Source organism: Bradyrhizobium embrapense (genome assembly GCF_001189235.2).
Classification (GTDB): Bacteria; Pseudomonadota; Alphaproteobacteria; order Rhizobiales; family Xanthobacteraceae; genus Bradyrhizobium; species Bradyrhizobium embrapense.
This window is the reverse complement of record NZ_LFIP02000002.1, coordinates 548,553-570,834: the sequence shown is the minus strand read 5'-3', so window position 1 is coordinate 570,834 and position 22,282 is coordinate 548,553. Positions and strand designations below refer to the sequence as shown.

Sequence of the window (22,282 nt, the reverse complement as noted above, 5' to 3'; positions counted from 1 at the left end):
TCCTCGGGTTGCCTAAACGCTCCCCGTTCCATCCAGAGCCGCAATCTGGATTGAACGGCTTGCGAAAGCAAGGCGCGACTGATCTCGAAAATCAGTGTCCCATCCTGGCCGGCGCAGGCGGGCCGTACATCTCACCCTGCTCCGACGCCTTCTCGCGATCCCCCGCCAGCACGCGCTGCACGCTGACGAAGAACACCGGCACAAGCAGCAGCGCCAGGATCACCACGGCGATCATGCCGCCCATCACCGACGTGCCGAGCGCCTGTTGGCTGGCGCCGCCGGCGCCGGTGGCGATCGCCATCGGCAGCACGCCGCAGACGAAGGCAAGACCCGTCATCAGGATCGGGCGGAACCGGAGGCTACACGCCTCGATGGTCGCCTCGACCAGCGGCTTGCCCTGCGCGCGCAAATCCTTGGCGAACTCGATGATCAGGATCGCGTCCTTGGCGGCGAGGCCGATGATGGTGATCAGGCCGACGGTGAAATAGACGTCGTTGGACAGCCCGCGCATCGTCGCCGCCACCACGGCGCCGAGAATGCCGAGCGGAATGGTGAGCAGCACCGCGAGCGGAATGGTCCAGCTCTCATAGAGCGCGGCGAGCAAAAGGAACACCACCAGCACCGACAGCGCGAGCAGGAACGGCGCCTGCGAACCCGACAGCTTCTCCTGCAGCGACTGGCCGGTCCACTCATAGCCGAAACCGCGCGGCAGCTTGTCGGCGAGCCGCTCCATCTCCGCGATCGCGTCGCCCGAGGTGAAGCCCGGCTTCGCCTCGCCGGAGATGCGCACCGCCGGATAATAGTTGAAGCCGGCAATTTGAGTGGGCCCCTTCGACCATTCGATGGTGGCGAACGCCGAGAACGGCACCAGCTGGCCGCGGTTGTTCTTGACGTTGTAATTCAGGATGTCGTCCGCGTTCATGCGGCTGGTCTTGTCGGCCTGCACGATGACGCGCTGCATGCGCCCGCGGTTCGGGAAGTCGTTGATGTAGTTCGAGCCGAGATTGGTCGAGATCGTGTTGTTGATGTCCTCGAAGGTGAGGCCGAACGCGCCGGCCTTCTCGCGATCGATCATCAGATTGACCTGCGGCGCCGGCGGCAGGCCTTCGACATAGACCTTCTGCAGGACCGGGCTGGCATTGGCCTCAGCGATGAGGCGGTCGCTTGCTGCGATCAGCGCCGCATAGCCCTTCTGGCCGCGATCCTGCAGGCGGAACGAGAAGCCCGAGGAGTTGCCGAGGTTGTCGATCGGCGGCGGCTGCAGCGCGGAGATCCTGGCGTCGCGGATCGACGACGACAGGTCGCGGTTGATATCGGCAACGATGGCGGCAGCGGAATCCTTCGCGCCGCGCTCCGACCAGTCCTTCAGCGTGATGAACGCCTGTGCGGTGTTCATGCCCTGACCGAGGAAGCTGAAGCCGGTGAGGAAGGTGACGTTCTCGATGCCGGCGCGATCCTTGAGGTACTTCTCGACCTGCTCGACCGCGGCTTCGGTCCGTGCATAGGACGACTCCGACGGCGTCTGCACGTCGGTCGTGATGAAGCCCTGGTCGTCGACCGGCAGGAAGCCGCCGGGCAGCCGCACGAAGCCGTAAGCGACGCCGGCGAACAGCACGAGATAGATCAGCATCAGGCGGCCGGTGCGCTTCAGCCCGCCCTGCACCGTGCGGACATAGCCGGCACGGCTGCTGTCGAGCACGCGGTTGAAGGCGCCGAACACGCCCTTGCGGGCATGGCCGTGGCCCTTTTCGACCGGCTTGAGCAGCGTCGCGCACAGCGCCGGCGTCAGCGACAGCGCGAGCAGCGCAGAGAACGCGATCGCCGCCACCATGGTGACCGAGAACTGGCGGTAGATGATGCCGACCGAGCCGGGAAAGAACGCCATCGGCACGAACACCGCCATCAGCACCAGCGTGATGCCGATGATGGCGCCTGATATCTGCGACATCGCCTTCTTGGTGGCTTCCTTCGGCGGCAGGCCCTCTTCGGCCATGATGCGCTCGACGTTCTCGACCACGACGATGGCGTCGTCGACCAGGATGCCGACCGCCAGCACCATGCCGAACATGGTCAGCATGTTGATCGAGAAGCCCGCGACCATCAGCGTGGCGCAGGCGCCCAATAGCGCCACCGGCACCACGATGGTCGGAATGATGGTGTAGCGGATGTTCTGCAGGAAGAGGAACATCACGATGAACACCAGCACCACCGCCTCGACCAGCGTCATCAGGACCTTCTCGATCGAGGCCTTGACGACGGGCGTGATGTTGTAGGGAATCTCGTAGGAGATATTGGCGGGGAAGAAGCGCGACAGCTCCTTCATCTTGGCTTCGACCGCGCTCGCGGTCGCCAGCGCATTGCCCTTCGGCGACAGCAGCACCGAGAGGCCGGCGGTCGGCTTGCCGTCGAGACGGGTATTGAACTGATAGCTGAGGCCGCCGATCTCGATCCGCGCGACGTCGCGCAGGCGGACCGTCGATCCATCGGCGTTGGCGCGCAGGATGATCGCGCCGAACTCGTCGGGCGATGAGAGCTGGCCCTTCACCAGCACCTGCGCGGAAATCGTCTGCGTATCGGTGCTCGGCTCGGCGCCGATGCTGCCGGAGGCGACCTGGGCGTTCTGCGCCGTGATCGCCTTGTTGACGTCGTCGGCGGACAGGCCGTAGCCGACCAGCTTGGCCGGATCGATCCAGATGCGCAGCGAACGCTCGGTCGAATACAGCGTGGCGCGGCCGACGCCGGGAATGCGGCGCACCTCGCCCAGCACGTTGCGGATCATGAAGTCGCCGAGGCCCACTTCATCGAGCGAGCCGTCGGTCGAGTTCAGCGTAATGATCTGCAGCACGGCGCTTGAGGCTTCCTCGACCAGGATACCCTGCTGGATCACGGCGCGCGGAAGCCGCGCCTCGACGCGCTTGAGGCGGTTCTGCACCTCGACCGAGGCCTGGCTGGTGTCGGTGCCGGGCTTGAAGTTGGCGATGATCTCGACCTGGCCGAGAGAGTCGGAGGTCGATTCGAAGTTCAGGATGTTCGCGGCGCCGTTGAGTTCCTCTTCGATCAGCCGCGTGACGCTGTTGTAGAGGTTTTCAGGCGATGCGCCAGGATAGCTCGTCGAGATCGAGATCGAAGGCGGCGCAATAATCGGGTACTGCGCGACCGCGAGCAGCGGAATCGAGATCGCGCCGACCAGACAGATAAACAGCGCGACGACCCAGGCGAAGATCGGCCTGTCGATGAAAAAGCCGGGCATGTCGGATCACTTCACGGCATGCGCGGCCTGCTGCGAATCCGGTGCTGCAGCAGCATCGACCTCACGCCAGGCCTGCGGCCGAACCTTGTCGCCGGCGGCGAACTTCTGGAAACCCTCGACGACGACCTTGTCGCCGGCCTTGAGGCCTTCGGTCACGAACCAGGAACCGCCCTGCAGCAAACCGGTGCGCACCGGCTGCACCGCGATGTGATTGTCGTCCTTGACGACGAACACTTCGCTGCCGCCGCCGCCATTGCGCTGGATCGCCTGCTGCGGCACGGCGATCGCATCGGTGTCGATGCCCTGCTCGATCTGCACGCGGACATACATGCCCGGCAGCAGGACTCGCTTCGGGTTCGGGAACTCACCGCGCAGGGTAACCTGCCCGGTATGGGCGTCGACCTTGGCGTCGGAGAACAACAGCTTGCCCGGCAGCGGATAGATCGAGCCGTCGTCGAGCACGAGACGCACCTTCATCGCGTCGGACTCGATGCGGTCGAGATCGCCGTTCTCGAAGGCGCGGCGGAGCTGGTTCATCTCGGTGACCGACTGCTGGAAGTCGGCATAGATCGGATCGAGCTGCTGGATGGTCGCAAGGCTGGTGGCGTCGTTCTGCACGACCAGCGCGCCTTCGCTGACCAGTGCAGCACCGATCGTGCCGTCAATCGGCGCACGAATGGTGGCGTAATCCAGATTGAGCTTGGCCCGCGCGACGTCGGCCTCGCGGCCCTGCACGTCGGCTTCGGCCTGCTTCAGGTTGGCGATCGCCTTCTCGTTCTCGGCCTCCGAGGTCGCGTGCTGGGTGGTAAGGGTCGCGATACGGCGCGCCTGCAGCGAGGTCTGCTCCAGCACGGCCTTGGCGCGCGCCAGCGCCGCCTCGGTCGACTGCACTTCGACTTCGAACGGGCGCGGATCGATCTGATACAGGGGATCGCCGACCTTCACCTCGCTGCCCTGGTGGAACATGCGGTTGACGACGATGCCCGAGACGCGCGGGCGGACCTCGGAGACGCGGGTCGGCGCGATGCGGCCCGGCAGCTCGCGCACCATCGCGCGCGCCTGCTGCTTCACGGTGACGACACTGACGTCCGGCTCGGGTGCTTGTACGGCGGCGGTTGCCGAATTCGGTTCGTCGCAGCCAGCAAGCAGTGGCGCCGTCACGGCCAGCATCAGAGCAATGCATGCCGATTGCGCGCGAAGTCCAGACATTGAGATGATCGCCCCTGTGGGTTGGAATAAGCGAACGGCGGCGTCACACCGACACCGCGCCTGCCGGCAAAATAAATCTCGCTTGCTGCGACGCAATGCATTTGTCGGGCGGCTCAATGTCACACAAACCTATCGCACTGATTTCGCGGTCTGTTTTGCCGACTCACCGGATTGTGAGCGGGTTCCATCGCAGGCTGTGGAATGCGTTTAGGACTGCGTGAGCGGGAACCCGCCCCTTGCCTGCGCAGAATGTCGCAGATGCAAAGCCGTCATGCGCGGCCCGCGAATCGCCGATCGCAGCGGCTCGCCCGGCGATGCGCGCGACCAGCGCTCGTCCCGCGACCCGCGCGTGGAATTGGCACCTTCCGAACAGGCTGTTGCGCTGAAGCGATGGAATGCTGCGCAAAGCGGCAACACTCTGCGAGGTCTCTACCCAGGGTTCTGCCATCCGCCTCTGGATTCGGCTTTCCTCACTACGCCGCTGTGCCATATTGCTGGCAGATGCGGCCTTCGCGAACGGATGACCCGGCAATGCCCCCTTCTCGCTCCGACATGGAGATCGAACTGAGCAAGCTGTCCTCGCCCAGGATCTTCCTGGTGCGGATGCTGGTATTCCTGGTGCTCTGCGGCCTGGTCGGGGTCGTGCTGTACAAGCAGATCGTCACCGCCTTCTTCGCCAATCCCGGGCTGAACGCCCTGATCGGCGCCGTGCTGCTGATCGGCATCATCCTGGCGTTCCGCCAGGTGATCCGGCTCTATCCCGAGGTCGCCTGGGTCAATAATTTCCGCATCGCCGATCCCGGCCTTGCGATCGAGCGCCGCCCGACATTGCTTGCCCCGATGGCCGCGATCCTCGGCGGCGAGCGCACCGGGCGGATGTCGATCTCGCAGCAGACCATGCGGCATCTGCTCGATTCGATCGCAACCCGCCTCGATGAAGCCCGCGACATCTCGCGATACATGACCGGCCTGTTGGTGTTCCTTGGCCTGCTCGGCACCTTCTGGGGCCTGATTGAGACGGTGGGCTCCGTCGGCAAGGTGATCGACGGGCTCAAGGTCGGCGGCGACGCCGGCGCGCTGTTCGATACGCTGAAGGAGGGTCTCGCCGCCCCGCTCGGCGGCATGGGCATCTCGTTCTCGTCCTCGCTGTTCGGCCTCGCCGGCTCGCTGATCCTCGGCTTCCTCGATTTGCAATCGAGCCAGGCCCAGAACCGCTTCTACACCGACCTCGAAGACTGGCTCGCCACCACCGTGCGCGGCATTTCCGGCGACGGTGTCGGCGCCGGCGGTGCCGACCTGCAGGGCGCGATCGACCGGCTGCGTGCCACCTTCGAGGAAGGTGGCGCCGGCGGCGGCCGCAGCACCACAGCGGCGATGGCCAATCTTGCCGAGGCGATCCAGGGGCTGGTTGCGCATATGCGCACCGAGCAGCAGATGATCCGCGAATGGGCCGACGGCCAGGGCGAGCAGAACCGCGAGATCAAGCGGCTGCTCGAGCGCCTCGCGCGCCAGCCCGAGAAGAGCTAGCCGCGCGGCAAGCCCAGGGAGAAACTCATGGCCCTCGCCCGCTCACGCCGCAGCGAATCCGGCTTCAACTACTGGCCCGGCTTTGTCGACGCGCTGTCGACGCTGGTGCTGTCGATCGTGTTCCTGCTGTCGGTGTTCCTGGTCGTGCAGTTCTTCCTGTCGCAGGAGGTCACCGGCAAGGACAAGGCGCTGGAGCAGCTCAACGCCAAGATCGCCCAGCTCAACGACCTCTTGTCGCTGGAGAAGCTCTCCAAGCTGACGCTCGACGACCAGGTGGCGCAGCTGCGCGCCGGCCTCGCCTCTGCCGAGGGCGAGCGCGACCGCATGAAGGGGCTCTATGAGGGGCTCGCCAATTCCGGCAACGATGCGCAGGGACGCGCCAACGAGCTCAACAAGGCGCTGGAGTCCGAGAAGAGCGTGTCGTCGCGCGCGCTGGCGCAGATCGAGGTGCTGAACCAGCAGATCAGCGCGCTGCGCCGCCAGCTCGCGGCACTGGAGGAGGCGCTCGACGCCTCCGAGAAGCGCGACAAGGAATCGCAGAACCGCATCGCCGATCTCGGTTCGCGCCTCAACGTCGCGCTGGCGCAGCGGGTGCAGGAATTGTCGAAGTATCGCTCGGAATTCTTCGGCCGGCTGCGCGCCATCCTCGGCAACCGCCCCGATATCCGCATCGTCGGCGACCGCTTCGTGTTCCAGTCCGAAGTGTTCTTCGATACCGGCCAGGCGACGCTGCTGCCGGAAGGCAAGACCGAGCTCGACACTGTGGCGAGCGCGCTGATCGATCTCGACAAGCAGATTCCGAGCGAGATCGCCTGGGTGCTGCGGGTCGACGGCCACACCGACGTGCGGCCGATCAACAGCCCGCTGTTCAAGTCGAACTGGGAACTGTCCTCCGCGCGCGCGATCTCGGTGGTGCAATATCTGGTCTCGCTCGGCGTGCCGGCGCAGCGCCTGGTCGCCGCCGGCTTCGCCGAATTCCAGCCGCTCGACACCGCGCAGACCGAAGACGCCTACAAGCGCAACCGCCGCATCGAGCTGAAGCTGACGGAACGCTAGGCGGCACGGGCCTTCGCGATTCGCTGTGGCCGGGACGACGATGAGCATGAGGACGCAGCAGTGGCACGCGCGCGCGAGGGAGCCGCTGGCGGCAGGGTTCCCTCCCCCGCAAGGACCCTTGCGGGGAGGGTCAGGGGAGGGGCGCCACACGACGTCCCTCTCCGTATCGTCAGGGCGACGAGCGAACAGGTTGCGCGAGCGACGCACGCATCGATCATCTCGCCCGGGGCCACCCCTCTCCCCACCCTCTCCCGCAAGGGGAGAGGCAGCCTGAGAGGCGTGCTCGCCTCACCAGCAATTCCGAGGCTCGTGAAACACGAGCTCGCATTAACGTACCCCCTCAGCGGCCAACCATGCCGAGCAATTGCTCCGGATAACGTTCGCCCTGCACCTCGACGGCTGCGACGGTCTTGGCGATATCGGCGAGATCGGCGGAGCTCAGTTCGATCCGGGCGGCACCGATGTTTTCCTCGAGCCGATTGAGCTTCGTGGTGCCCGGGATCGGCACGATCCACGGCTTTTGCGCAAGCAGCCAGGCCAGCGCGATCTGGGCCGGCGTCGCGCCCTTGCCGGCGGCGATCTTGCCTAGCTGATCGACCAGCGCCTGATTGGCGCGGCGGGCTTCCGGCGAAAAACGCGGCACGAGGTTGCGGAAGTCGTCGCCGGCGAACGTCGTCGACGCGCTGATCGCGCCGGTGAGAAAGCCGCGGCCGAGTGGGCTGTACGGCACGAAGCCGATGCCGAGCTCTTGCAGCACCGGCAGGATCTCCGCTTCCGGTCCGCGCTCCCACAGCGAATATTCGCTCTGCAATGCGGTGACCTTCTGCACCGCATGGGCGCGGCGAATGGTCGTCACGCCGGCCTCCGACAGGCCGAAATGGCGGACCTTGCCGGCGGCGATCAGCTCCTTCACGGCGCCGGCGACATCCTCGATCGGCACGTTGGGATCGACCCGATGCTGATAGAACAGATCGATGACGTCGATCTTGAGCCGCTTCAGCGAGGCGTCCGCGACCGCCTTGATGTGCTCGGGCCGGCTGTTCAGCGAGCGGTGCCGCTCGGCCATGGTGCCGAGATCGAAGCCGAACTTGGTGGCGATCACGACGTCGTTGCGGACCGGCGCCAGCGCCTCGCCGACGAGCTCCTCGTTGACGAAGGGACCGTAGACCTCCGCGGTATCGAAGAAGGTGACGCCGCGCTCGACCGCGCCGCGCAGCAGCGCGATGCCTGCGGCCTTCTCGACCGCCGGGCCATAGGCGAAGCTGAGGCCCATGCAGCCCAGGCCGATCGCCGATACCTCCAGATTGCTGTTACCGAGTTTGCGCTTCTGCATGATGTCTCTCCGCATCAACGGGATGGAACCTGCCGCCGCGGGATTTAGGGCGTGCACGGGCGTCCCGTTAGACGTAAGAATCGGGATAGACTTATGAGCAGGGTTCATCAATGCCGCGGCATGACGTCAATGACCTGATCGCCTTCCTCGCGGTGGCGCGTGAGCGCAGCTTCACCCGCGCAGCGGCGCGGCTCGGCGTGTCGCAATCGGCGCTCAGCCACACCATGCGCGCGCTGGAGGAACGGCTGGGCGTACGGCTGTTGACCCGCACCACGCGCAGCGTCGCGCCGACCGAGGCCGGCGAGCGGCTGCTGCAGGGCATCGGGCCGCGCTTCGAGGAGATCGAGGCCGAACTCGCAGCGCTCAATGCGCTGCGCGAGAAGCCGGCCGGCACCATCCGCATCAACGCCGGCGAGCACGCCGCCGAGACCATCCTGTGGCCGGCGCTGGAGAAGTTCCTGCCGCGCTATCCCGACATCAAGGTGGAGATCAAGGTCGACAACGGGCTCACCAACATCGTCGCGGAGCGTTTTGACGCCGGTGTTCGCCTCGGCGAGCAGCTGGCGAAGGACATGATCGCGGTGCGGATCGCGCCGGATTTTCGCATGGTCGTGGTCGGTGCGCCGTCCTATCTCAAGCGGCGAGACCGTCCGAAGCGGCCGCAGGACCTGACCCAGCACGCCTGCATCAACATTCGCCTGCCGACCCATGGCGGCATCTATGCCTGGGAATTCGAGAAGCGCGGGCGCCCAATCAAGGTCCGCGTCGACGGACAATTGGTGTTCAACAGCGCCGCGCTGCGGATCAAGGCGGCGCTGGCCGGGCTTGGGCTCGCCTATGTCGCCGAGGATCAGGTGCAGGCGCAACTGGCCAAGGGCCAGTTGGTCCAGGTGCTCGACGACTGGTGCGCGCCGTTTCCCGGCTATCACCTCTATTACCCGAGCCGCCGGCAATCCTCGCCGGCCTTCGCGCTGCTGGTCAACGCGCTGCGTTATCGGGGATAGGAGAGCCGACGCGGCGGCGATCGCCGCCGGGATTCAGTACACGGATATTTGCGCTCCGATCGGGCGGCAAGCCTCTGGGAACGCAACCAACACCGCCTACGTTATTGGATGTATAATCGTGCGGGTTGTCGCCTCCGCTGCCGCCCCACCGCACTATCCGGAGCAGCACATGTCGAAGAGCAAGTTCGCCATCATTCTCGCCGCCGGCCTGACGCTCGCGCCGGCCCAGCTTCTCGCGCAGAGCACGGGAGGCTCCGCGCCGCCGCCGAGGCCCGGCGACCGCGCCGCGTCGTCCAACGGCATTGGCGGTACCGCACTTCCGGCCCAGACCGGCCAACGCTATGCACCGTCCTCCGGCGGCAATTTCAGCGCGGCGCCGGCCGCTCCCGGCGGTACGACCGGCAATGCCGGCAACGCCAACAACGTCAACAACGCGCAGGGACGCTGAGGCGCGGCACGCTTGCAGCAGCCGTCGACGCCGGGCCTATGCAATCGGCGTTGGCGTGGCCGAGCCACCGTTGATCCCGTTGATGCGCCGCGTCAGATCGCGCCGACCGGCTCCGCGGCCGGTTGATCCGGTTCAGCCTCGGCGGTCACGAATTTGAGCCCGTAGGTCTTGCCGCGGCGCCAGACCACCTCGCAAGGGTAGCGCTTGGCATGGTCGGCGAGCAGCGTCAGCGCAAGGCGGTCCTTCACATCGAACTCGACCTCGGTGGTGATCTTGGCGCCACCGGGCGAGATGTCGACCACGGCGCAGGCGTTCTCTGTCGCGCCGTCATCGACGGTGATCCACGCCGCACGATTGTTGAGCTGGCGCCGCGGTTCGCGACTGATCTTGATCCGTGCTCCATTGCTCGCCATCGTCGTCGTCCTTGAAGACATTGGTCATTGAAAAGACATTGGAGGCCGCGCAGGTCGATCGACGCGCCCGGCACACAACCGCACGGGCCACAGTGCCGTTGCCCCCGTAAAGTCCGGCTTAGCGCGATCGCTTGAACTTTACCGGAATCTTGACGCGGCTTTTAGCAAACGAGGATTCTGCAATTCCATCAGCGGGATACCGGTCGCCCCGGCAGCCGTTGGCTTGACACGGGGACCGCATAATTGGTGAAGTAGCCGTCGTGGCCCTGGCCGCGTCCCTGCAACAAGAGCGCTTCAAGCCGCCTCTGTCTTTCGGAAACGCCCCATGCTGATCCCTCTCGCCGACGTGCCGCGCTGGTATGCCGAACGCAAGCCCGCAGACGCGATCGCCGTCAGTCACGGCGCGGATACGCTGACCTGGCGTGAGCTCGAGCAGCGCGCCAATGCGCGGGCGCGCGCCTTCGCCGCCAAGGGCGTCAAGCCCGGCGACTTCGTCGCGATCGGGCTGCCCAACAGCAACGCGTTCTTCGAGACCACGTTCGCGGTGTGGAAATGCGGCGCGACGCCGACCTCGCTCTCGTGGCGGCTGCCGCGCGGCGAGGCTGCGGCCGTGCTCGAGATCCTGAAACCGTCGCTGGTGGTCGGCGGTGAGGCAGACTGGAATGCGCCGAACTCGCTGCCGGTGAATTTCGTGCCGGAGGGATTTTCCGAAGAACCGCTCGACGCACCCGTTGCGCGCTACTGGAAGGCGATGACCAGCGGCGGCTCGACCGGGCGGCCGAAGGTGATCCTCGATCACAACCCCGCCGTGATCGAAACTACGGCGCCGCTGATGCTCGGGATTCCGTTTGAGGCTTCGCTGCTGAACCCGGGCCCGCTCTATCACAACGCGCCGTTCATCCTGTCGCACGCGGCGCTGTTCGGCGGCGGACGGCTGACCGGCATGGTGAAGTTCGACGCCGAGGAGACGCTGCGGCTGATCGAGCGCGAGCGCGTGCAATGGGTCAACTTCGTGCCGACCATGATGCACCGGATCTGGGCGCTGCCCGAGGAGGTGCGCAAGCGCTACGACGTCTCCAGCCTGCAAATCGTGTTTCACATGGCGGCTCCCATGCCGCCCTGGCTGAAGGAGAAGTGGATCGAATGGCTCGGGCCGGAGCGGGTCTGGGAACTCTACGGCGGCACCGAGCGGCAGGGCGCCTGCGTGATTTCGGGCGTCGAATGGATGGCGCACAAGGGCTCCGTCGGCAGGATCGGCGAGACCGCGAAGCTGCGCATCATCGGCGAGGACGGCAACGACGTCGCGCCAGGCGAGACCGGCGAAATCTATTTCCTGCCCAATGACGGCGCGGGCTCGACCTATCACTATCTCGGCGCGACACCGAAGCGACGCCCCGACGGCTGGGAATCGCTCGGCGATATCGGCCGGCTCGACGAGGAAGGCTATCTCTATCTCGGCGACCGGCTCGCCGACATGGTGCTGCGCGGCGGCGCCAACATCTATCCGGCCGAGGTCGAGGCCGCCGTCAGCGAGCATCCCGAGGTGCGCTCCTGTGTCGTGGTAGGCCTGCCCGATCCGGAATTCGGCCAGCGCGTGCATGCGATCCTCGAACTCGCCGAGACCGCGGATGCGCAAGCGATCGCCGACGGCATGGGCGACTTCCTGAAAGACCGGCTCAGCCGCTACAAGCATCCGGAAAGTTTCGAGCGCGTCGGCACCGCGCCGCGCGATGATTCCGGAAAAGTCCGCCGCACCATGCTGCGCGACGAGCGCGCAGCATGGATCAAGGACAACCGCGCCTTCCGCATCATGCCGGCGCGCGCGGCAAGAAGCGAATAAGTTCATTCTGTCTTGCGAGGGGCAGGTCTGCACGCCAGATGAGCTGTGCAGGCCGCCGCGCAAGGTATATCATTCCATCTTCCCTGCCGGCAGAACCTCGGATTACCTTGAGGTTCCAGCGCCCTGCACGCCAGGAGATCCTTGATGCCCTCCACCACCGAATGGAAAGTGCCAGCGGCCTTTCAGCCCCGCCCCGAAGATTACCGCTATGACCTCGATCGCGCGCTGATGAGCGTGGTCGGGCTGCATTCGATCATTCCGCCTGACGCGTTCAGCGCCGAGACGCTCGGCACCGAGCGCGCCGGCAACGGCGTCCTGATCGATCACGGGCTGGTGCTGACAATCGGCTATCTGATCACCGAAGCGGCCACGGTGTGGCTGCATCTCGGCGACGGCCGCGCGGTCGAGGGCCACGCGCTCGGCTTCGATTTTGAATCTGGCTTCGGCCTGGTGCAGGCGCTCGGACGGCTCGACATCGATCCGCTGCCGCTCGGCTCGTCGGCGGCAGCGCAGGTCGGCGACAATGTCGTGCTCGGCGGCGCCGGCGGCCGCACCCGCTCGGTCGCAAGCCAGATCGCCGCGAAGCAGGAGTTCGCAGGTTACTGGGAGTATCTGCTCGACGAGGCGATCTTCACCTATCCGGCGCATCCGAACTGGGGCGGCGCCGGACTGATCAACAATGCCGGCGAGCTGATCGGCATCGGCTCGCTGCAGCTCGAACGCGAGCGCTCGAGCCGCTCCGAGCACGTCAACATGATCGTGCCGATCGACCTACTGAACCCGGTGCTGAGCGACCTGCGCAAGTTCGGCCGGGTCGACAGGCCGGCGCGGCCGTGGCTCGGCATGTACACGACCGAGATCGACAACCGCCTCGTGGTGGTCGGCGTCGCCAGCAAGGGACCGGCGGCGCGCGCCGAACTCAAGACCGGCGACGTGATCCTCGCGGTCGACGGCGACAAGGTGACGAGCCAGACCGGCTTCTACCGAAAACTCTGGTCGCTCGGCGCGGCTGGGGTCGACGTGCCGCTGACCATCTATCACGAGGGCGTCACCTTCGACGTGACGCTGACCTCGATCGACCGCATGAAGCTGCTGAAGGCGCCGCGGCTTCATTAAGCGAATAGAGAAGGGGCAGCGGCGATGGGCGAGGCCGTGGTTGACGACATCGTGGCCGTGCTGCCGCCGCTGTTGCAGACGCTGGAATCGCTGTCCTTTGTCGCGCGCAACCTCAATCCGCCGGACTTCGATCGGGTGATGCAAATCGCGGGCGAGCCCGAGGAGGCCTTGCAGGCGGTGCGGCCACGGCTTGCCGACTGGCCGGAGAAATTCGCGCACATCAGGACCGCACTGGAGGCCGCGATCGAGCCGGCGCTCGCGGGCTATGCGGGCCTGCGCGCCGTGCAGAATGGCGAAGGCGATCTGGTCAGCGTATTCCGCGCGCTGCGCTATCTGCCGCGCGCGCAGGAGGCGCTCTATCCGCTGACCGAGCTGCCGCCGGTCAGCGGCTTCTTCATCGCGCCCGATTTGCGCGAGGATGCCGCGCTGCAGGCCAAGCTCGCGGCGACACCCAACGCCGACACCGGCATCTTCCATGAGCGCAACGAGCCGGGTAGCCGCGGCGGCTTCTCGATCTACGTGCCGGAATACTACACGCCGGATCGTGCCTGGCCGCTGGTGATGGCCCTGCATGGCGGCAGCGGTAACGGCCGCGGCTTCCTGTGGAGCTGGTTGCGCGACGCGCGCAGCCGCGGCGCCATCCTGGTGGCGCCGACCGCAACCGGCCAGACCTGGGCGCTGATGGGCGACGACAGCGACACGCCGAACCTCAACCGCATCCTCGACCAGGTACGCGCGCGCTGGCGCATCGACCAGACGCGCATGCTGCTGACCGGCATGAGCGACGGCGGCACGTTCAGCTATGTGAGCGGGCTCGACGACGCCTCGCGCTTCACGCATCTGGCGCCGGTTGCCGCAACTTTCCATCCGCTGATGGCCGAGATGGCCGATGCGGAGCGGCTGCGCGGCTTGCCGATCTTCATCACCCATGGCCGGCTCGACTGGATGTTCCCGGTGCAGACCGCGCGGCAGACCCAAGGCTTGCTGTCGGCCGCGGGCGCCAAGGTGGTCTATCGCGAGATCGACGACCTCAGCCACACCTATCCGCGCGAGATCAATGCGGAGATTATGCAGTGGCTGAACGACGGGCAAGCCGACGGCGCTTGAGGGCCTCTCTCCCCATGGGCACGCCGATCCCGGTGCTGCAGCAATGCCGGCTAGCATCGGTGCCGGTATCCCTGCTCTACCCGCGCAACCGCCAACCGTCGCCGCGCGTGTGCGTGTTCATCGATGATGTGATGCGGGCGTTCGCGCGCAGTCGATCGAAAGCCGGAACCACAGCTGCCTCCACGACGTTATCCCGCCGACACCGGAGGAATGAAGCGATGCGGACGTTTTTCGGCATGATTTTGGGCGCGCTGCTGCTGGTTTGCGGCGTCTATGTCTATGATTCGATGCGGACGTCGAGCGTCGCCAATGGCGAAGTGGCGCAGGATACCCGCACCATCGTCAATTGGGATGTCGCAGCCCATGACTGGAACCGACTGAAGACGCGCACCCGCGAGCAGTGGGACAAAATTGCATCGAAGTAACTGCTGACGTCACAGCCCGATCATGGACGCCGCCAAGGCCGCACCGAAGCCGGCACCCAGCGCAGCCCATTCCCTCGCCGTGATGGCCATTGTCACCAGCGCGACCATCGTCCCGACCAGGCCTGCCAGTCCGCCGGACAGGCAACCGCCGACGATGAAAGCGATGAACAGATTGCCGGGCGCGAGCCGAAGAAACCGCGCGGCGATGCCGTCGTCGCGCATCGACGCCGCGAGGACGTAGCCACCGGCGCGCATCGCATAGCAGGTGATGCCGAGGATGCAGATGACGCCGAGCACCTGCAGATCATCCATCTTTCCGCTCCAGCATGCTGACGAGCGTGCCGCATCCGCCTCCGATCAGCATGGACCAGCCGGGATCCACGAACCGGGCGACGAGAAGCGCCGCGACGGCCGAAGTCAGCCACGGCCACGGCGATCGCGCGTTCTTCCACTGGCTCGGAAGCAGGGTCGCGATGAACATCGTCGGTAGCAGTGCGGCGGCGAGCTTCAGTGATCCGTTGGTCGCGACCGGGACGGCATAGGCAAGTGCGGTGCCGCCGACCCAGCCGATCGCCATGGGAATGCTCGATCCGAGCAGATAGCCGGCGTCGGGCCCGTTGCGGTCGGCATCCGAACTCGTCATCAGCCACGACGCATCGGCGAGCAGAAACAGGCTGAGCAGGATCTTCCGGGGGGCCAGTCCGCCAAACAGCTGGCGCAGATGGGCGCCCATCAGTAGATATCGTGAATTGGTGCCGATGCAGGCAACGACCATGGTGAAGATCGGCAGCGGATGAGCCCACATGCTCAGCGTGATCGCCTGTGCGGTGGCGGAGTAGACGAGCAGGCTGAACAGGACAGCTTGCGGCGCCGCGAGCCCAAGCCCCTTGTAGGTCAGTCCCATCACGAGGCCGGCGGCGCCATTGCTGACCAGGAACGGCAAGGCCGCGACCAGGCCCCGCCTGAATCCGGCTGTCGTCATCGTTGGGAGGCGTCGCGACGGCTGGGTACTTGTAATGGTCATGACCATTAGATTAGACTTGGTGAGAGGCCGTGATGTCAAGGGATCCCGCGCGGGCAGCGACACAGTTCTTCGGTGGACGGGTCTGCCTCGACTTCGCGAACACGCTCGACTGGCGGACGTCGGGCGATCCGCAGGAGCTGATCCCGGATTACGCTGCGCTGTTGTCCTGGAGCGAACGCCGCGGGACGTTGCCGCTCGCCGCGATCAGGAAGCTGAAAGCGCATTCGGCGAGCAGCGTTGCCGCGGCCGCGATGCAGAAGGCGCATGATCTGCGTCGCGATATCTGGGCGATTTCCGACGCGCTGCGCGGTGGCGGCAGCGTGGACCTCCGTCTCGTCAATCGGATGCTGTCGGCGGCGCCGCGGCAGCCCGACCTGGTGCGGCAGGATCGCGGCTATCGCCATGCGTTTGCGGGGATCGACGCGATCGAGCCATTGTGGCCGGTGCTATGGTCGCTGACGGCCCTGCTTTCGTCCGATGATGCGAGCCGCATCGGACGCTGCGAGGCCGACGGCTGCGGCTGGTTCTTCGTCGACGAGAGCCCGAACCGGACGCGCCGATGGTGCTCGAGCGAAGTCTGCGGCAATCGCGAGCGCGCGCGGCGCGCCTATGCCAAGCGGAAAGGCTCGACGTAAACGCGCTCCGTGCTGGTCGCGAGTGAAGCGACGTCGCGAGCTAGTTCTGCTCGGTCTTGCGGCCCATATTGGCCTTGCGCGCATCGGCGATCACCTGCTCGAACTGATCGATGCTGAGCACGCCCGGCACGCGATACTTGCCGACGATGAACGACGGCGTGCCGTTGAAGCCGAACGCCGTCGCCTGCTCGTTGTTGCGCGCCAAGACCGCGTCGATCGCCTTGGCGTTGGCGTCGAGATCCTTCTTCAGGCGGTCCATGTCGAGGCTGGCGCCCGAGAGCAGTTCGGCGATGCGCGGCTCGGTGATGCGCGAATTGACCGAGATCATCGCCTCATGCGCTGCTTCGAACTTGCCCTGGTACTTCGCCGCCAGCGCCATCCGCGCCGCGACCTTCGACACCGGACCGAGGATCGGCCAATCCTTCAGCACCAGACGGACCTTGCCGTCGTCCTGCACCACCTGGCGCAGCTCCGGCGCGAGCTTGCGGCAATACGGGCAATTATAGTCGAACCATTCGACGATCGTGATGTCGCCCTTGGGATTGCCGATGTCAGGAATGTCCGGATCGCGCAGCACCTGGGCCTCGGTCAGGACATTGTCGTCCTCGGCGCGCGCGCCTCCGGCGGCCAGCAGCGCAATGCCGGTTCCGATGAGGCCGAGCGCGCCGCGGCGGGTGGCGCCGGCAGTGTCGAGGGGGAATTTCGCCAAGTGGTTCATAGCTCGCTTCCGGAAGGGCTTCTCGCCCTTCTACGTTCAGGACACATCGATGTTACGCAGCAGCATATAGATCGCCACCACGATAATCACAGTCGCAAACACGATATTTAGCGCGCCGCGCCGTTCCGACAGATGCCGGGCACTCCTCGTGCCCAGCAGGCCGCCCGCAATGCCGCCGGCGACGAATAGCCCCGCCAGGTCCCACGACACCAGCCCGGACCAAGCATAGCTCAGGGCCGTGGTCACGCCGAAGGCCGTGACGGCCACCAGCGAGGAACTGACCGCGTTCATGATCGGCATCCCGGTCGCCAGCATCAGGGCCGGCACGATCAGGAAGCCGCCGCCGATGCCGAAAAAGCCCGACATGGTTCCGGTCACAAGCCCGAGACCGATGATCGCGGGCGTGTTGGACATCGAAATCTTGACGTCGGTCAGCCCGACCCGCGCGCGGGTCTTCAGCATCAACGCGGCGATGACAAGCATCACGATCGAGAACAGGGCAAGCAGCTTCTGCCCGTCCAGCATCTTGCCGAGGATCGAGCCGCCGAAAGCGCCGAACATGCCCGACAGCGCGAACACTAGCGCGCAGGACCAGATCACGGTGCCGCCGCGGGCGTGGTTGGAGAGGTTGATCGCGGCGTTGGCGGCGACCGCGATCGCCGAGGTGCCGATCGCGACATGCGGCTGGGGCACCCCGACCACATAGACCATCAGCGGCACGGCAAGGATCGACCCGCCGCCGCCGACCAGACCCAGCGAAAAACCGACCAGCATGCCGGATGCCAGCCCAAGCACGCTCTGAGTTGCGGAGAAGATCAAGGGGAAATAGACTCGCGTTTGCAGCTGCAATCCTAGAAGGATTTGCTGTTCAACGCCATACCAATAGCACAAAACTGCCCTGCAACTGTGCTCAGCGCAACAGATAAGTCACGGCCAGCGGCACCAGCAGCGAGGTGACCAGCGCGTTCAGGCTCATCGCGATGCCGGCAAACACGCCGGCGACCTCGTCGACCTGGAAGGCGCGCGCGGTGCCGATGCCGTGGGCGGCGATGCCGGCGGCAAAGCCGCGACCACGGAAGTCGGTGATGCCGGTGAAGTTCATCAAGGGCGTGACGATGATCGCCCCCATGATGCCGGTGAGGATCACGGCGACCGCCGTCAGCGAGGGATCGGCATGCAGGGATTCGCTGATGCCCATGGCAACGCCGGCCGTGACTGATTTGGGCGCCAGCGACAGGATGATGTCACGCGGCAGGCCGAACGCCCGCGCCAACAGCACCACAGAGACGATCGCAGTGAGCGAGCCGATCGCGAGCGCGACCAGCATCGGCAGGACCGCAGCCGCGACCCGCCGGCGGTTCTCGTAGAGCGGCACCGCGAGCGCGACCGTCGCCGGCCCGAGCAGGAAGTGCACGAACTGCGCACCGGCAAAATAGGTGGTGTAGGAGGTGCGGGTCAGCAGCAGGAACACGCCGATGATCCACAGCGAGTGCAGCACGGGATTGGCGAGCGGATGGCGCCGCGTCTTCAGCGACACCGCATCGGTCGCCGCATAAGTCAGCAGCGTCACCGTCAGCCAGAGCAGCGGCGACTGCGAGAGATAGACCCAGAGCGAGAATGGATTGTCGCTCACGGATTCTCCTCCTCGCGCGCAAACATACTGCTCGCCGCGACGAAGGTCGCGACCGTCGCCAGCAACGTGACGATGACCGAGACCGCGAGGATCACCAGGATCGCAACGCCATGCTCGGCGAGCAGATCGAGCTTTTGCACCACGCCGACCCCGGCCGGAACGAACAGCAGCGAGAGATTGGCGAGCATGCCGCGGCTTGCGCTCTCGACGCCGTCATTGCCGAGCGGGCCGCGCGCGAGCGCCGGAAACCGGTCGCGCGCCAGAAGCAGCAACAGCAATAGCACCAGTCCGACAACCGGGCCTGGTCCCGGCACGGCCAGCGCCCGCACGGCAACCTCGCCGACCAGTTGGCAGAGCAGGATCAGACTGAGGCTGGCGATCATGACAAGGCGCTCACGCGAAGCATCCGCCTATCAGGTCGGTGTGGCGATGGCTTGTCAATGCGCGGGGTCTCGAGCGCGTGCGCAGATGTTGGGCGCCGCTGCTCTCAGATCCGTCATGCTGAGGAGCCGCGCAGCGGCGTCTCGACGCATGAACGGCCAAGCCGGTGGCCGCGCATCCTTCGAGGCTCGCTCCGCTCGCACCTCCAGCGACAAAGGCGAAGCCTTTGCGCGGGGATGACGGGGAAGGTCTGCAGCACAACTTACGATCGCCGCTGCAGCGCCATCAGCGTGCCGCTCATGGTCGCGACCAGGGTCTCCACGCCGTCCTGCACGGCATAGGCGCGACCATCGCAGACCGTCAGCGTGCGGCCGGGCTTGACCACGACGCCGCGGAACACGAAGCGCTCGCCGCGCGCCGGCGCCAGGAGATTGGTCTTGAACTCCACGGTGAGGATGTCGGAGCCATCAGGCATCAGCGTGAAGGCGGCAATCCCGCAGGCGTTGTCGAGGCCCGCGGTGATGATTCCGGCATGCACGAAGCCGTTCTGCTGGCAGAACTCCGGCGCATAGTCCATCGCGAGGTCGACCTCGCCCGGCTCGATGCGCGCGATCGAGATGCCGAGCGTCTGCATCGCGCGCTGGCGCGCGAATGTGGCGGCGGCAACCGCGCGGAAGTCGGGATTCTTCGGCTCAAAGCGGGGCATGGCGGTCACGCAGTCGCGGGCTCGGACGGCACGAGATGGGGCATCGCGGCGTAGCGGATCGCCGGCGCGAACGGCGCCGATTTGCGCGCGGTGCGATCGATGTGCACGGCCGCGATCTCGCAGGTCGCGGCGAGGTCGCCGGTCTCCGCGTTGCGCATTTCGTGCAGGATACGGACCGACTTGTCGCGGAATTCGACCAGCCGGCTCTTGACCTCGACGAGGTCGCCGGCGAGCAGCTCGCGCTGGTAGGAGATGTTCTGCTGCACGGCGGCCATGCCGCGACCGGACTCGCGCAGGTAGCTCGGCGTCAGGCCGAGCCGCGCGAACATGTTCCAGCTCGCCTCGTCGAACTTGCCGACATACCACATGACATTCATGTGGCCGATGTGGTCGCAATGCCAGGGATAGACCGTGCCGCGATAGGTCGCCTCGCCCTCCATCGTGCCGCTCCTCCATTTTTGATACGGTAGCGTATCAAGGACGAAGAAGGCTAGCAATACGGTACCGTATCAGAGCGGGTACGCGGAGATCACATGACTGAAAGCAAGGGCGATGTCTGGGTCGCGGCCGGCTTTGCCGAGCTCGCGCATAGCGGCGTCGATGGCGTGCGGGTCGAGGTGCTGGCGAAGAATCTCGGCGTCACCAAGGGCGGCTTCTACCGCCGTTTTCGGGATCGCGCCGCGCTGCTCGAGGCCATGCTGACGCGCTGGCGCGACGGGCGAATCGCATCGATCGAGAAGCACACCGCGCTCGACGGCGCCAGCGCACGCGAGCGGCTGAAGGCGATCATCACGCTCTATTCGGAGCGCATGAACACCGAGGCGATGGCGGTCGAGCTCGCGATCCGGCAATGGGCCCGCACCGACGAGGCCGCGGCGGCCGCCGCCGCGAGCGTCGATGCCGCTCGGCTGAAGAATGTCGGCCAGCTCTATCGCGCCACCGGGCTCCCGGCGGAGGAGGCCGATGCGCAGGCCTTCCTGTTCTACTGCTTCATCTTCGGCCAGAGCCTGTTGTTTCTCGAACGCGGCCCGCGCAAGCGCGCGCAATTGCTGGCGCAATCGGCGGACACGCTGCTCGCGGAAAGCCAATAGCTTCAGAGCTAAAGCGCGATGAGATTAGGTTAAGCTGGATCGGCATCGGAGGTTCACCTCTCCCTTGGGAGAGGTCGATTTGCGCAGCAAATCGGGTGAGGGGTTACGGTCTATCGAGAGCAAGAGCCCTCACCCGGATTGCTTCGCAATCCGACCTCTCCCCAACGGGGAGAGGTGAAACGAGACCGCGGCAAGCCGATTCAACCAAAACTCATCCCGCTTTAGCCGCCATAGAAGAGCGGCCGGCTCGCGCCGGCCGCTTCGTCGAACATTCGTACGGGTAACGGCTCAGGCGCCCTTGAGCTTCTTGTTGCACTCGCTGTAATAGCCGCCGCCCTTCTGGATCCACTTCATGCCGCCGTTGCCGCCCGTGGTCTTGTTGGCATTGTACTGGTCGAGGCAGCTGTGCATGCGCTGCTTGCCTTCGGTTTCCTTGGCGTATTTGGGATCGACCGCGTTCGGAAACACGGCGGGCCCTGCCGGTGCGGCGGGTGCCGCGGCGGGGGCGGCTTCCCGCTTGGCTTCCTTCGGCGCGGCCGGAGCAGGCGCGGCGGCAGCGGGCGGCGGCGCGGCGGGCGCCGCAGCCGGGGTCGCGTCGGCACCGCACTGGGCCTTGCGGAAGTCATTCCACTTCTGGCCGCCGAGGGTGCCGGCCGACTTGGCCGCCTGGTACTTGGCGCTGCATTCCTGCGCGGTCAGCGCCTGCGCGGGCGCGCTCGCCGCAAAGGCTGCAAAGCCCGACACCGCGATCACGCACAACAATCTGGTCTGAATGGTCATCCCTGGTCTCCCGTCATCCCTGGTTTCCCGTCGGTTTCCCTTGGGGGGCATTGGCGTAAGACCATTATCCTAGCGCAACCCCGACTTGCGACAACGTGCGGGCGTGCCCGGACGCTAAAATATTGTGGCGGCAGGACTGCGGCATGTTCATCCACGGTTCAGCATCGCCGCGCAACGTTTCGCCTCCTTTCCTCACGAGGTGCCCCATGAAGACAATGTCCAAACTCGCGACCGCGACCGCCCTTGCCTCCCTGCTGCTGATGGGCGGAGCCTTCGCGCAAACCGCCGCGCCCGCCGCCAAGGAGGCCGCTCCGAAGGCCGACGGCAAGATGGCGAAGGAAGCCAAGCCGCGCACCGCCGAGTCGCTCGAGTGCTCGAAGCAAGCCGACGCCAAGGGCCTGCACGGCAAGGAGCGCAAAAAATTCCGCTCCGAGTGCAAGAAGGCGGGCGGCGCGGCCGCAGCGCCGGCCGCGAAGTAACGCGCAGACGCATTTGACGTCCTTCACCCTCCCCGCCGGGGAGGGTGAAAATCTGTGGCCTGAGGCGAGCCGGGGCGCAATGCTGCAATCGCCAGACGCAATTGTCC

The 22,282-nt window shown here is 66.0% G+C and carries 24 protein-coding genes; 11 read left to right on the top strand and 13 right to left on the bottom strand.

The window, feature by feature from the left end; all coding sequences use genetic code 11:
- Nucleotides 1-91: 91 nt before the first annotated feature.
- Nucleotides 92-3,250, bottom strand: a complete 3,159-nt coding sequence (locus tag AKN83_RS10080; protein ID WP_050405730.1) for a multidrug efflux RND transporter permease subunit — start codon at nucleotides 3,248-3,250, stop codon at nucleotides 92-94.
- Nucleotides 3,251-3,256: 6 nt separating this feature from the next.
- Nucleotides 3,257-4,459: an efflux RND transporter periplasmic adaptor subunit gene (locus tag AKN83_RS10075; RefSeq protein WP_157113300.1), complete on the bottom strand. Its 1,203-nt coding sequence runs from the start codon at nucleotides 4,457-4,459 to the stop codon at nucleotides 3,257-3,259.
- A 531-nt stretch (nucleotides 4,460-4,990) separates the two neighbouring features.
- Here AKN83_RS10075 and AKN83_RS10070 point away from each other — a divergent pair.
- Both AKN83_RS10070 and AKN83_RS10065 read left to right on the top strand, forming a co-directional pair.
- Nucleotides 4,991-5,986: a hypothetical protein gene (locus AKN83_RS10070; RefSeq protein WP_050405729.1), complete on the top strand. Its 996-nt coding sequence runs from the start codon at nucleotides 4,991-4,993 to the stop codon at nucleotides 5,984-5,986.
- A gap of 27 nt (nucleotides 5,987-6,013) precedes the next feature.
- A complete protein-coding gene (locus tag AKN83_RS10065) occupies nucleotides 6,014-7,042 on the top strand; it encodes a peptidoglycan -binding protein (protein ID WP_050405728.1) in 1,029 nt (342 codons plus the stop codon).
- Nucleotides 7,043-7,382: 340 nt separating this feature from the next.
- Here AKN83_RS10065 and AKN83_RS10060 read toward each other — a convergent pair whose 3' ends face one another.
- Complete coding sequence (locus AKN83_RS10060) at nucleotides 7,383-8,375, bottom strand: aldo/keto reductase (protein WP_050405727.1); 993 nt, start codon at nucleotides 8,373-8,375, stop codon at nucleotides 7,383-7,385.
- A 110-nt stretch (nucleotides 8,376-8,485) separates the two neighbouring features.
- On the opposite strand from AKN83_RS10060, the gene AKN83_RS10055 reads away from it, so the two are divergent.
- Together AKN83_RS10055 and AKN83_RS10050 are read left to right on the top strand one after the other, a co-directional pair.
- A complete protein-coding gene (locus AKN83_RS10055; protein WP_050405726.1) occupies nucleotides 8,486-9,379 on the top strand; it encodes a LysR family transcriptional regulator in 894 nt (297 codons plus the stop codon).
- Between the two features lie 169 nt (nucleotides 9,380-9,548).
- Nucleotides 9,549-9,827, top strand: coding sequence for a hypothetical protein (locus AKN83_RS10050; protein ID WP_157113299.1), 279 nt, complete (start codon nucleotides 9,549-9,551; stop codon nucleotides 9,825-9,827).
- A gap of 92 nt (nucleotides 9,828-9,919) precedes the next feature.
- On the opposite strand, the gene AKN83_RS10045 is transcribed toward AKN83_RS10050, so the two are convergent.
- Nucleotides 9,920-10,240, bottom strand: coding sequence for a PilZ domain-containing protein (locus tag AKN83_RS10045; RefSeq protein WP_050405724.1), 321 nt, complete (start codon nucleotides 10,238-10,240; stop codon nucleotides 9,920-9,922).
- 325 nt (nucleotides 10,241-10,565) lie between these two features.
- Here AKN83_RS10045 and AKN83_RS10040 point away from each other — a divergent pair, with 325 nt between their 5' ends.
- From AKN83_RS10040 to AKN83_RS10025, 4 genes are all read left to right on the top strand, one after another.
- Nucleotides 10,566-12,080 (top strand): AMP-binding protein, encoded by a 1,515-nt coding sequence (locus AKN83_RS10040; protein ID WP_050405723.1) that lies wholly within the window; start codon nucleotides 10,566-10,568, stop codon nucleotides 12,078-12,080.
- A 144-nt stretch (nucleotides 12,081-12,224) separates the two neighbouring features.
- Nucleotides 12,225-13,196 carry a S1C family serine protease gene (locus tag AKN83_RS10035; RefSeq protein ID WP_050405722.1) on the top strand — a complete coding sequence of 324 codons (972 nt, stop codon included), beginning with the start codon at nucleotides 12,225-12,227 and terminating at the stop codon, nucleotides 13,194-13,196.
- Between the two features lie 24 nt (nucleotides 13,197-13,220).
- On the top strand, nucleotides 13,221-14,303 hold the full coding sequence (locus AKN83_RS10030; RefSeq protein ID WP_050405721.1) for a carboxylesterase family protein: 1,083 nt from the start codon (nucleotides 13,221-13,223) through the stop codon (nucleotides 14,301-14,303).
- Nucleotides 14,304-14,521: 218 nt separating this feature from the next.
- Entirely contained in the window at nucleotides 14,522-14,728 is a 207-nt protein-coding gene (locus AKN83_RS10025; protein ID WP_050405853.1) for a hypothetical protein, read from the top strand.
- A gap of 9 nt (nucleotides 14,729-14,737) precedes the next feature.
- Here the strand turns inward: AKN83_RS10025 and AKN83_RS10020 are convergent, their stop codons facing one another.
- Together AKN83_RS10020 and AKN83_RS10015 are read right to left on the bottom strand one after the other, a co-directional pair.
- Complete coding sequence (locus AKN83_RS10020; protein ID WP_050405720.1) at nucleotides 14,738-15,040, bottom strand: AzlD domain-containing protein; 303 nt, start codon at nucleotides 15,038-15,040, stop codon at nucleotides 14,738-14,740.
- Nucleotides 15,033-15,710, bottom strand: a complete 678-nt coding sequence (locus AKN83_RS10015; protein WP_063695283.1) for an AzlC family ABC transporter permease — start codon at nucleotides 15,708-15,710, stop codon at nucleotides 15,033-15,035. The genes AKN83_RS10020 and AKN83_RS10015 overlap by 8 nt, the downstream gene beginning before the upstream one ends.
- A 74-nt stretch (nucleotides 15,711-15,784) precedes the next feature.
- Between AKN83_RS10015 and AKN83_RS10010 the strand changes: the two genes are divergently transcribed.
- Nucleotides 15,785-16,387, top strand: a complete 603-nt coding sequence (locus tag AKN83_RS10010; RefSeq protein WP_050405493.1) for a CGNR zinc finger domain-containing protein — start codon at nucleotides 15,785-15,787, stop codon at nucleotides 16,385-16,387.
- 40 nt (nucleotides 16,388-16,427) lie between these two features.
- Here AKN83_RS10010 and AKN83_RS10005 read toward each other — a convergent pair whose 3' ends face one another.
- From AKN83_RS10005 to AKN83_RS09980, 6 genes are all read right to left on the bottom strand, one after another.
- Complete coding sequence (locus AKN83_RS10005) at nucleotides 16,428-17,105, bottom strand: DsbA family protein (protein WP_050405494.1); 678 nt, start codon at nucleotides 17,103-17,105, stop codon at nucleotides 16,428-16,430.
- Nucleotides 17,106-17,141: 36 nt separating this feature from the next.
- Complete coding sequence (locus AKN83_RS10000) at nucleotides 17,142-17,921, bottom strand: sulfite exporter TauE/SafE family protein (RefSeq protein ID WP_050405561.1); 780 nt, start codon at nucleotides 17,919-17,921, stop codon at nucleotides 17,142-17,144.
- 94 nt (nucleotides 17,922-18,015) lie between these two features.
- Nucleotides 18,016-18,738, bottom strand: coding sequence for an LrgB family protein (locus AKN83_RS09995; RefSeq protein ID WP_050405495.1), 723 nt, complete (start codon nucleotides 18,736-18,738; stop codon nucleotides 18,016-18,018).
- Complete coding sequence (locus AKN83_RS09990) at nucleotides 18,735-19,121, bottom strand: CidA/LrgA family protein (RefSeq protein ID WP_050405496.1); 387 nt, start codon at nucleotides 19,119-19,121, stop codon at nucleotides 18,735-18,737. The genes AKN83_RS09995 and AKN83_RS09990 overlap by 4 nt, the downstream gene beginning before the upstream one ends.
- Nucleotides 19,122-19,381: 260 nt before the next feature.
- Nucleotides 19,382-19,825 carry a PaaI family thioesterase gene (locus AKN83_RS09985; protein ID WP_050405562.1) on the bottom strand — a complete coding sequence of 148 codons (444 nt, stop codon included), beginning with the start codon at nucleotides 19,823-19,825 and terminating at the stop codon, nucleotides 19,382-19,384.
- 5 nt (nucleotides 19,826-19,830) lie between these two features.
- Nucleotides 19,831-20,265 (bottom strand): acyl-CoA thioesterase, encoded by a 435-nt coding sequence (locus tag AKN83_RS09980; protein ID WP_050405497.1) that lies wholly within the window; start codon nucleotides 20,263-20,265, stop codon nucleotides 19,831-19,833.
- Nucleotides 20,266-20,358: 93 nt separating this feature from the next.
- On the opposite strand from AKN83_RS09980, the gene AKN83_RS09975 reads away from it, so the two are divergent.
- Nucleotides 20,359-20,916 carry a TetR/AcrR family transcriptional regulator gene (locus AKN83_RS09975; protein WP_050405498.1) on the top strand — a complete coding sequence of 186 codons (558 nt, stop codon included), beginning with the start codon at nucleotides 20,359-20,361 and terminating at the stop codon, nucleotides 20,914-20,916.
- Between the two features lie 288 nt (nucleotides 20,917-21,204).
- On the opposite strand, the gene AKN83_RS09970 is transcribed toward AKN83_RS09975, so the two are convergent.
- Complete coding sequence (locus AKN83_RS09970; protein ID WP_050405499.1) at nucleotides 21,205-21,696, bottom strand: hypothetical protein; 492 nt, start codon at nucleotides 21,694-21,696, stop codon at nucleotides 21,205-21,207.
- 206 nt (nucleotides 21,697-21,902) lie between these two features.
- Between AKN83_RS09970 and AKN83_RS09965 the strand changes: the two genes are divergently transcribed.
- Nucleotides 21,903-22,175, top strand: coding sequence for a PsiF family protein (locus AKN83_RS09965; protein WP_050405500.1), 273 nt, complete (start codon nucleotides 21,903-21,905; stop codon nucleotides 22,173-22,175).
- The last annotated feature ends 107 nt before the right edge of the window (nucleotides 22,176-22,282 follow it).

Excerpts from the sequence above, each read along its gene's own strand:
- AKN83_RS10080 (WP_050405730.1), bottom strand. The coding sequence starts at position 3,250 with ATGCCCGGCTTTTTCATCGACAGGCCGATCTTCGCCTGGGTCGTCGCG.
- AKN83_RS10075 (WP_157113300.1), bottom strand. The coding sequence starts at position 4,459 with ATGTCTGGACTTCGCGCGCAATCGGCATGCATTGCTCTGATGCTGGCC.
- AKN83_RS10070 (WP_050405729.1), top strand. The coding sequence starts at position 4,991 with ATGCCCCCTTCTCGCTCCGACATGGAGATCGAACTGAGCAAGCTGTCC.
- AKN83_RS10065 (WP_050405728.1), top strand. The coding sequence starts at position 6,014 with ATGGCCCTCGCCCGCTCACGCCGCAGCGAATCCGGCTTCAACTACTGG.
- AKN83_RS10060 (WP_050405727.1), bottom strand. The coding sequence starts at position 8,375 with ATGCAGAAGCGCAAACTCGGTAACAGCAATCTGGAGGTATCGGCGATC.
- AKN83_RS10055 (WP_050405726.1), top strand. The coding sequence starts at position 8,486 with ATGCCGCGGCATGACGTCAATGACCTGATCGCCTTCCTCGCGGTGGCG.
- AKN83_RS10050 (WP_157113299.1), top strand. The coding sequence starts at position 9,549 with ATGTCGAAGAGCAAGTTCGCCATCATTCTCGCCGCCGGCCTGACGCTC.
- AKN83_RS10045 (WP_050405724.1), bottom strand. The coding sequence starts at position 10,240 with ATGGCGAGCAATGGAGCACGGATCAAGATCAGTCGCGAACCGCGGCGC.
- AKN83_RS10040 (WP_050405723.1), top strand. The coding sequence starts at position 10,566 with ATGCTGATCCCTCTCGCCGACGTGCCGCGCTGGTATGCCGAACGCAAG.
- AKN83_RS10035 (WP_050405722.1), top strand. The coding sequence starts at position 12,225 with ATGCCCTCCACCACCGAATGGAAAGTGCCAGCGGCCTTTCAGCCCCGC.
- AKN83_RS10030 (WP_050405721.1), top strand. The coding sequence starts at position 13,221 with ATGGGCGAGGCCGTGGTTGACGACATCGTGGCCGTGCTGCCGCCGCTG.
- AKN83_RS10025 (WP_050405853.1), top strand. The coding sequence starts at position 14,522 with ATGCGGACGTTTTTCGGCATGATTTTGGGCGCGCTGCTGCTGGTTTGC.
- AKN83_RS10020 (WP_050405720.1), bottom strand. The coding sequence starts at position 15,040 with ATGGATGATCTGCAGGTGCTCGGCGTCATCTGCATCCTCGGCATCACC.
- AKN83_RS10015 (WP_063695283.1), bottom strand. The coding sequence starts at position 15,710 with ATGACGACAGCCGGATTCAGGCGGGGCCTGGTCGCGGCCTTGCCGTTC.
- AKN83_RS10010 (WP_050405493.1), top strand. The coding sequence starts at position 15,785 with ATGTCAAGGGATCCCGCGCGGGCAGCGACACAGTTCTTCGGTGGACGG.
- AKN83_RS10005 (WP_050405494.1), bottom strand. The coding sequence starts at position 17,105 with ATGAACCACTTGGCGAAATTCCCCCTCGACACTGCCGGCGCCACCCGC.
- AKN83_RS09990 (WP_050405496.1), bottom strand. The coding sequence starts at position 19,121 with ATGATCGCCAGCCTCAGTCTGATCCTGCTCTGCCAACTGGTCGGCGAG.
- AKN83_RS09985 (WP_050405562.1), bottom strand. The coding sequence starts at position 19,825 with ATGCCCCGCTTTGAGCCGAAGAATCCCGACTTCCGCGCGGTTGCCGCC.
- AKN83_RS09980 (WP_050405497.1), bottom strand. The coding sequence starts at position 20,265 with ATGGAGGGCGAGGCGACCTATCGCGGCACGGTCTATCCCTGGCATTGC.
- AKN83_RS09975 (WP_050405498.1), top strand. The coding sequence starts at position 20,359 with ATGACTGAAAGCAAGGGCGATGTCTGGGTCGCGGCCGGCTTTGCCGAG.
- AKN83_RS09970 (WP_050405499.1), bottom strand. The coding sequence starts at position 21,696 with ATGACCATTCAGACCAGATTGTTGTGCGTGATCGCGGTGTCGGGCTTT.
- AKN83_RS09965 (WP_050405500.1), top strand. The coding sequence starts at position 21,903 with ATGAAGACAATGTCCAAACTCGCGACCGCGACCGCCCTTGCCTCCCTG.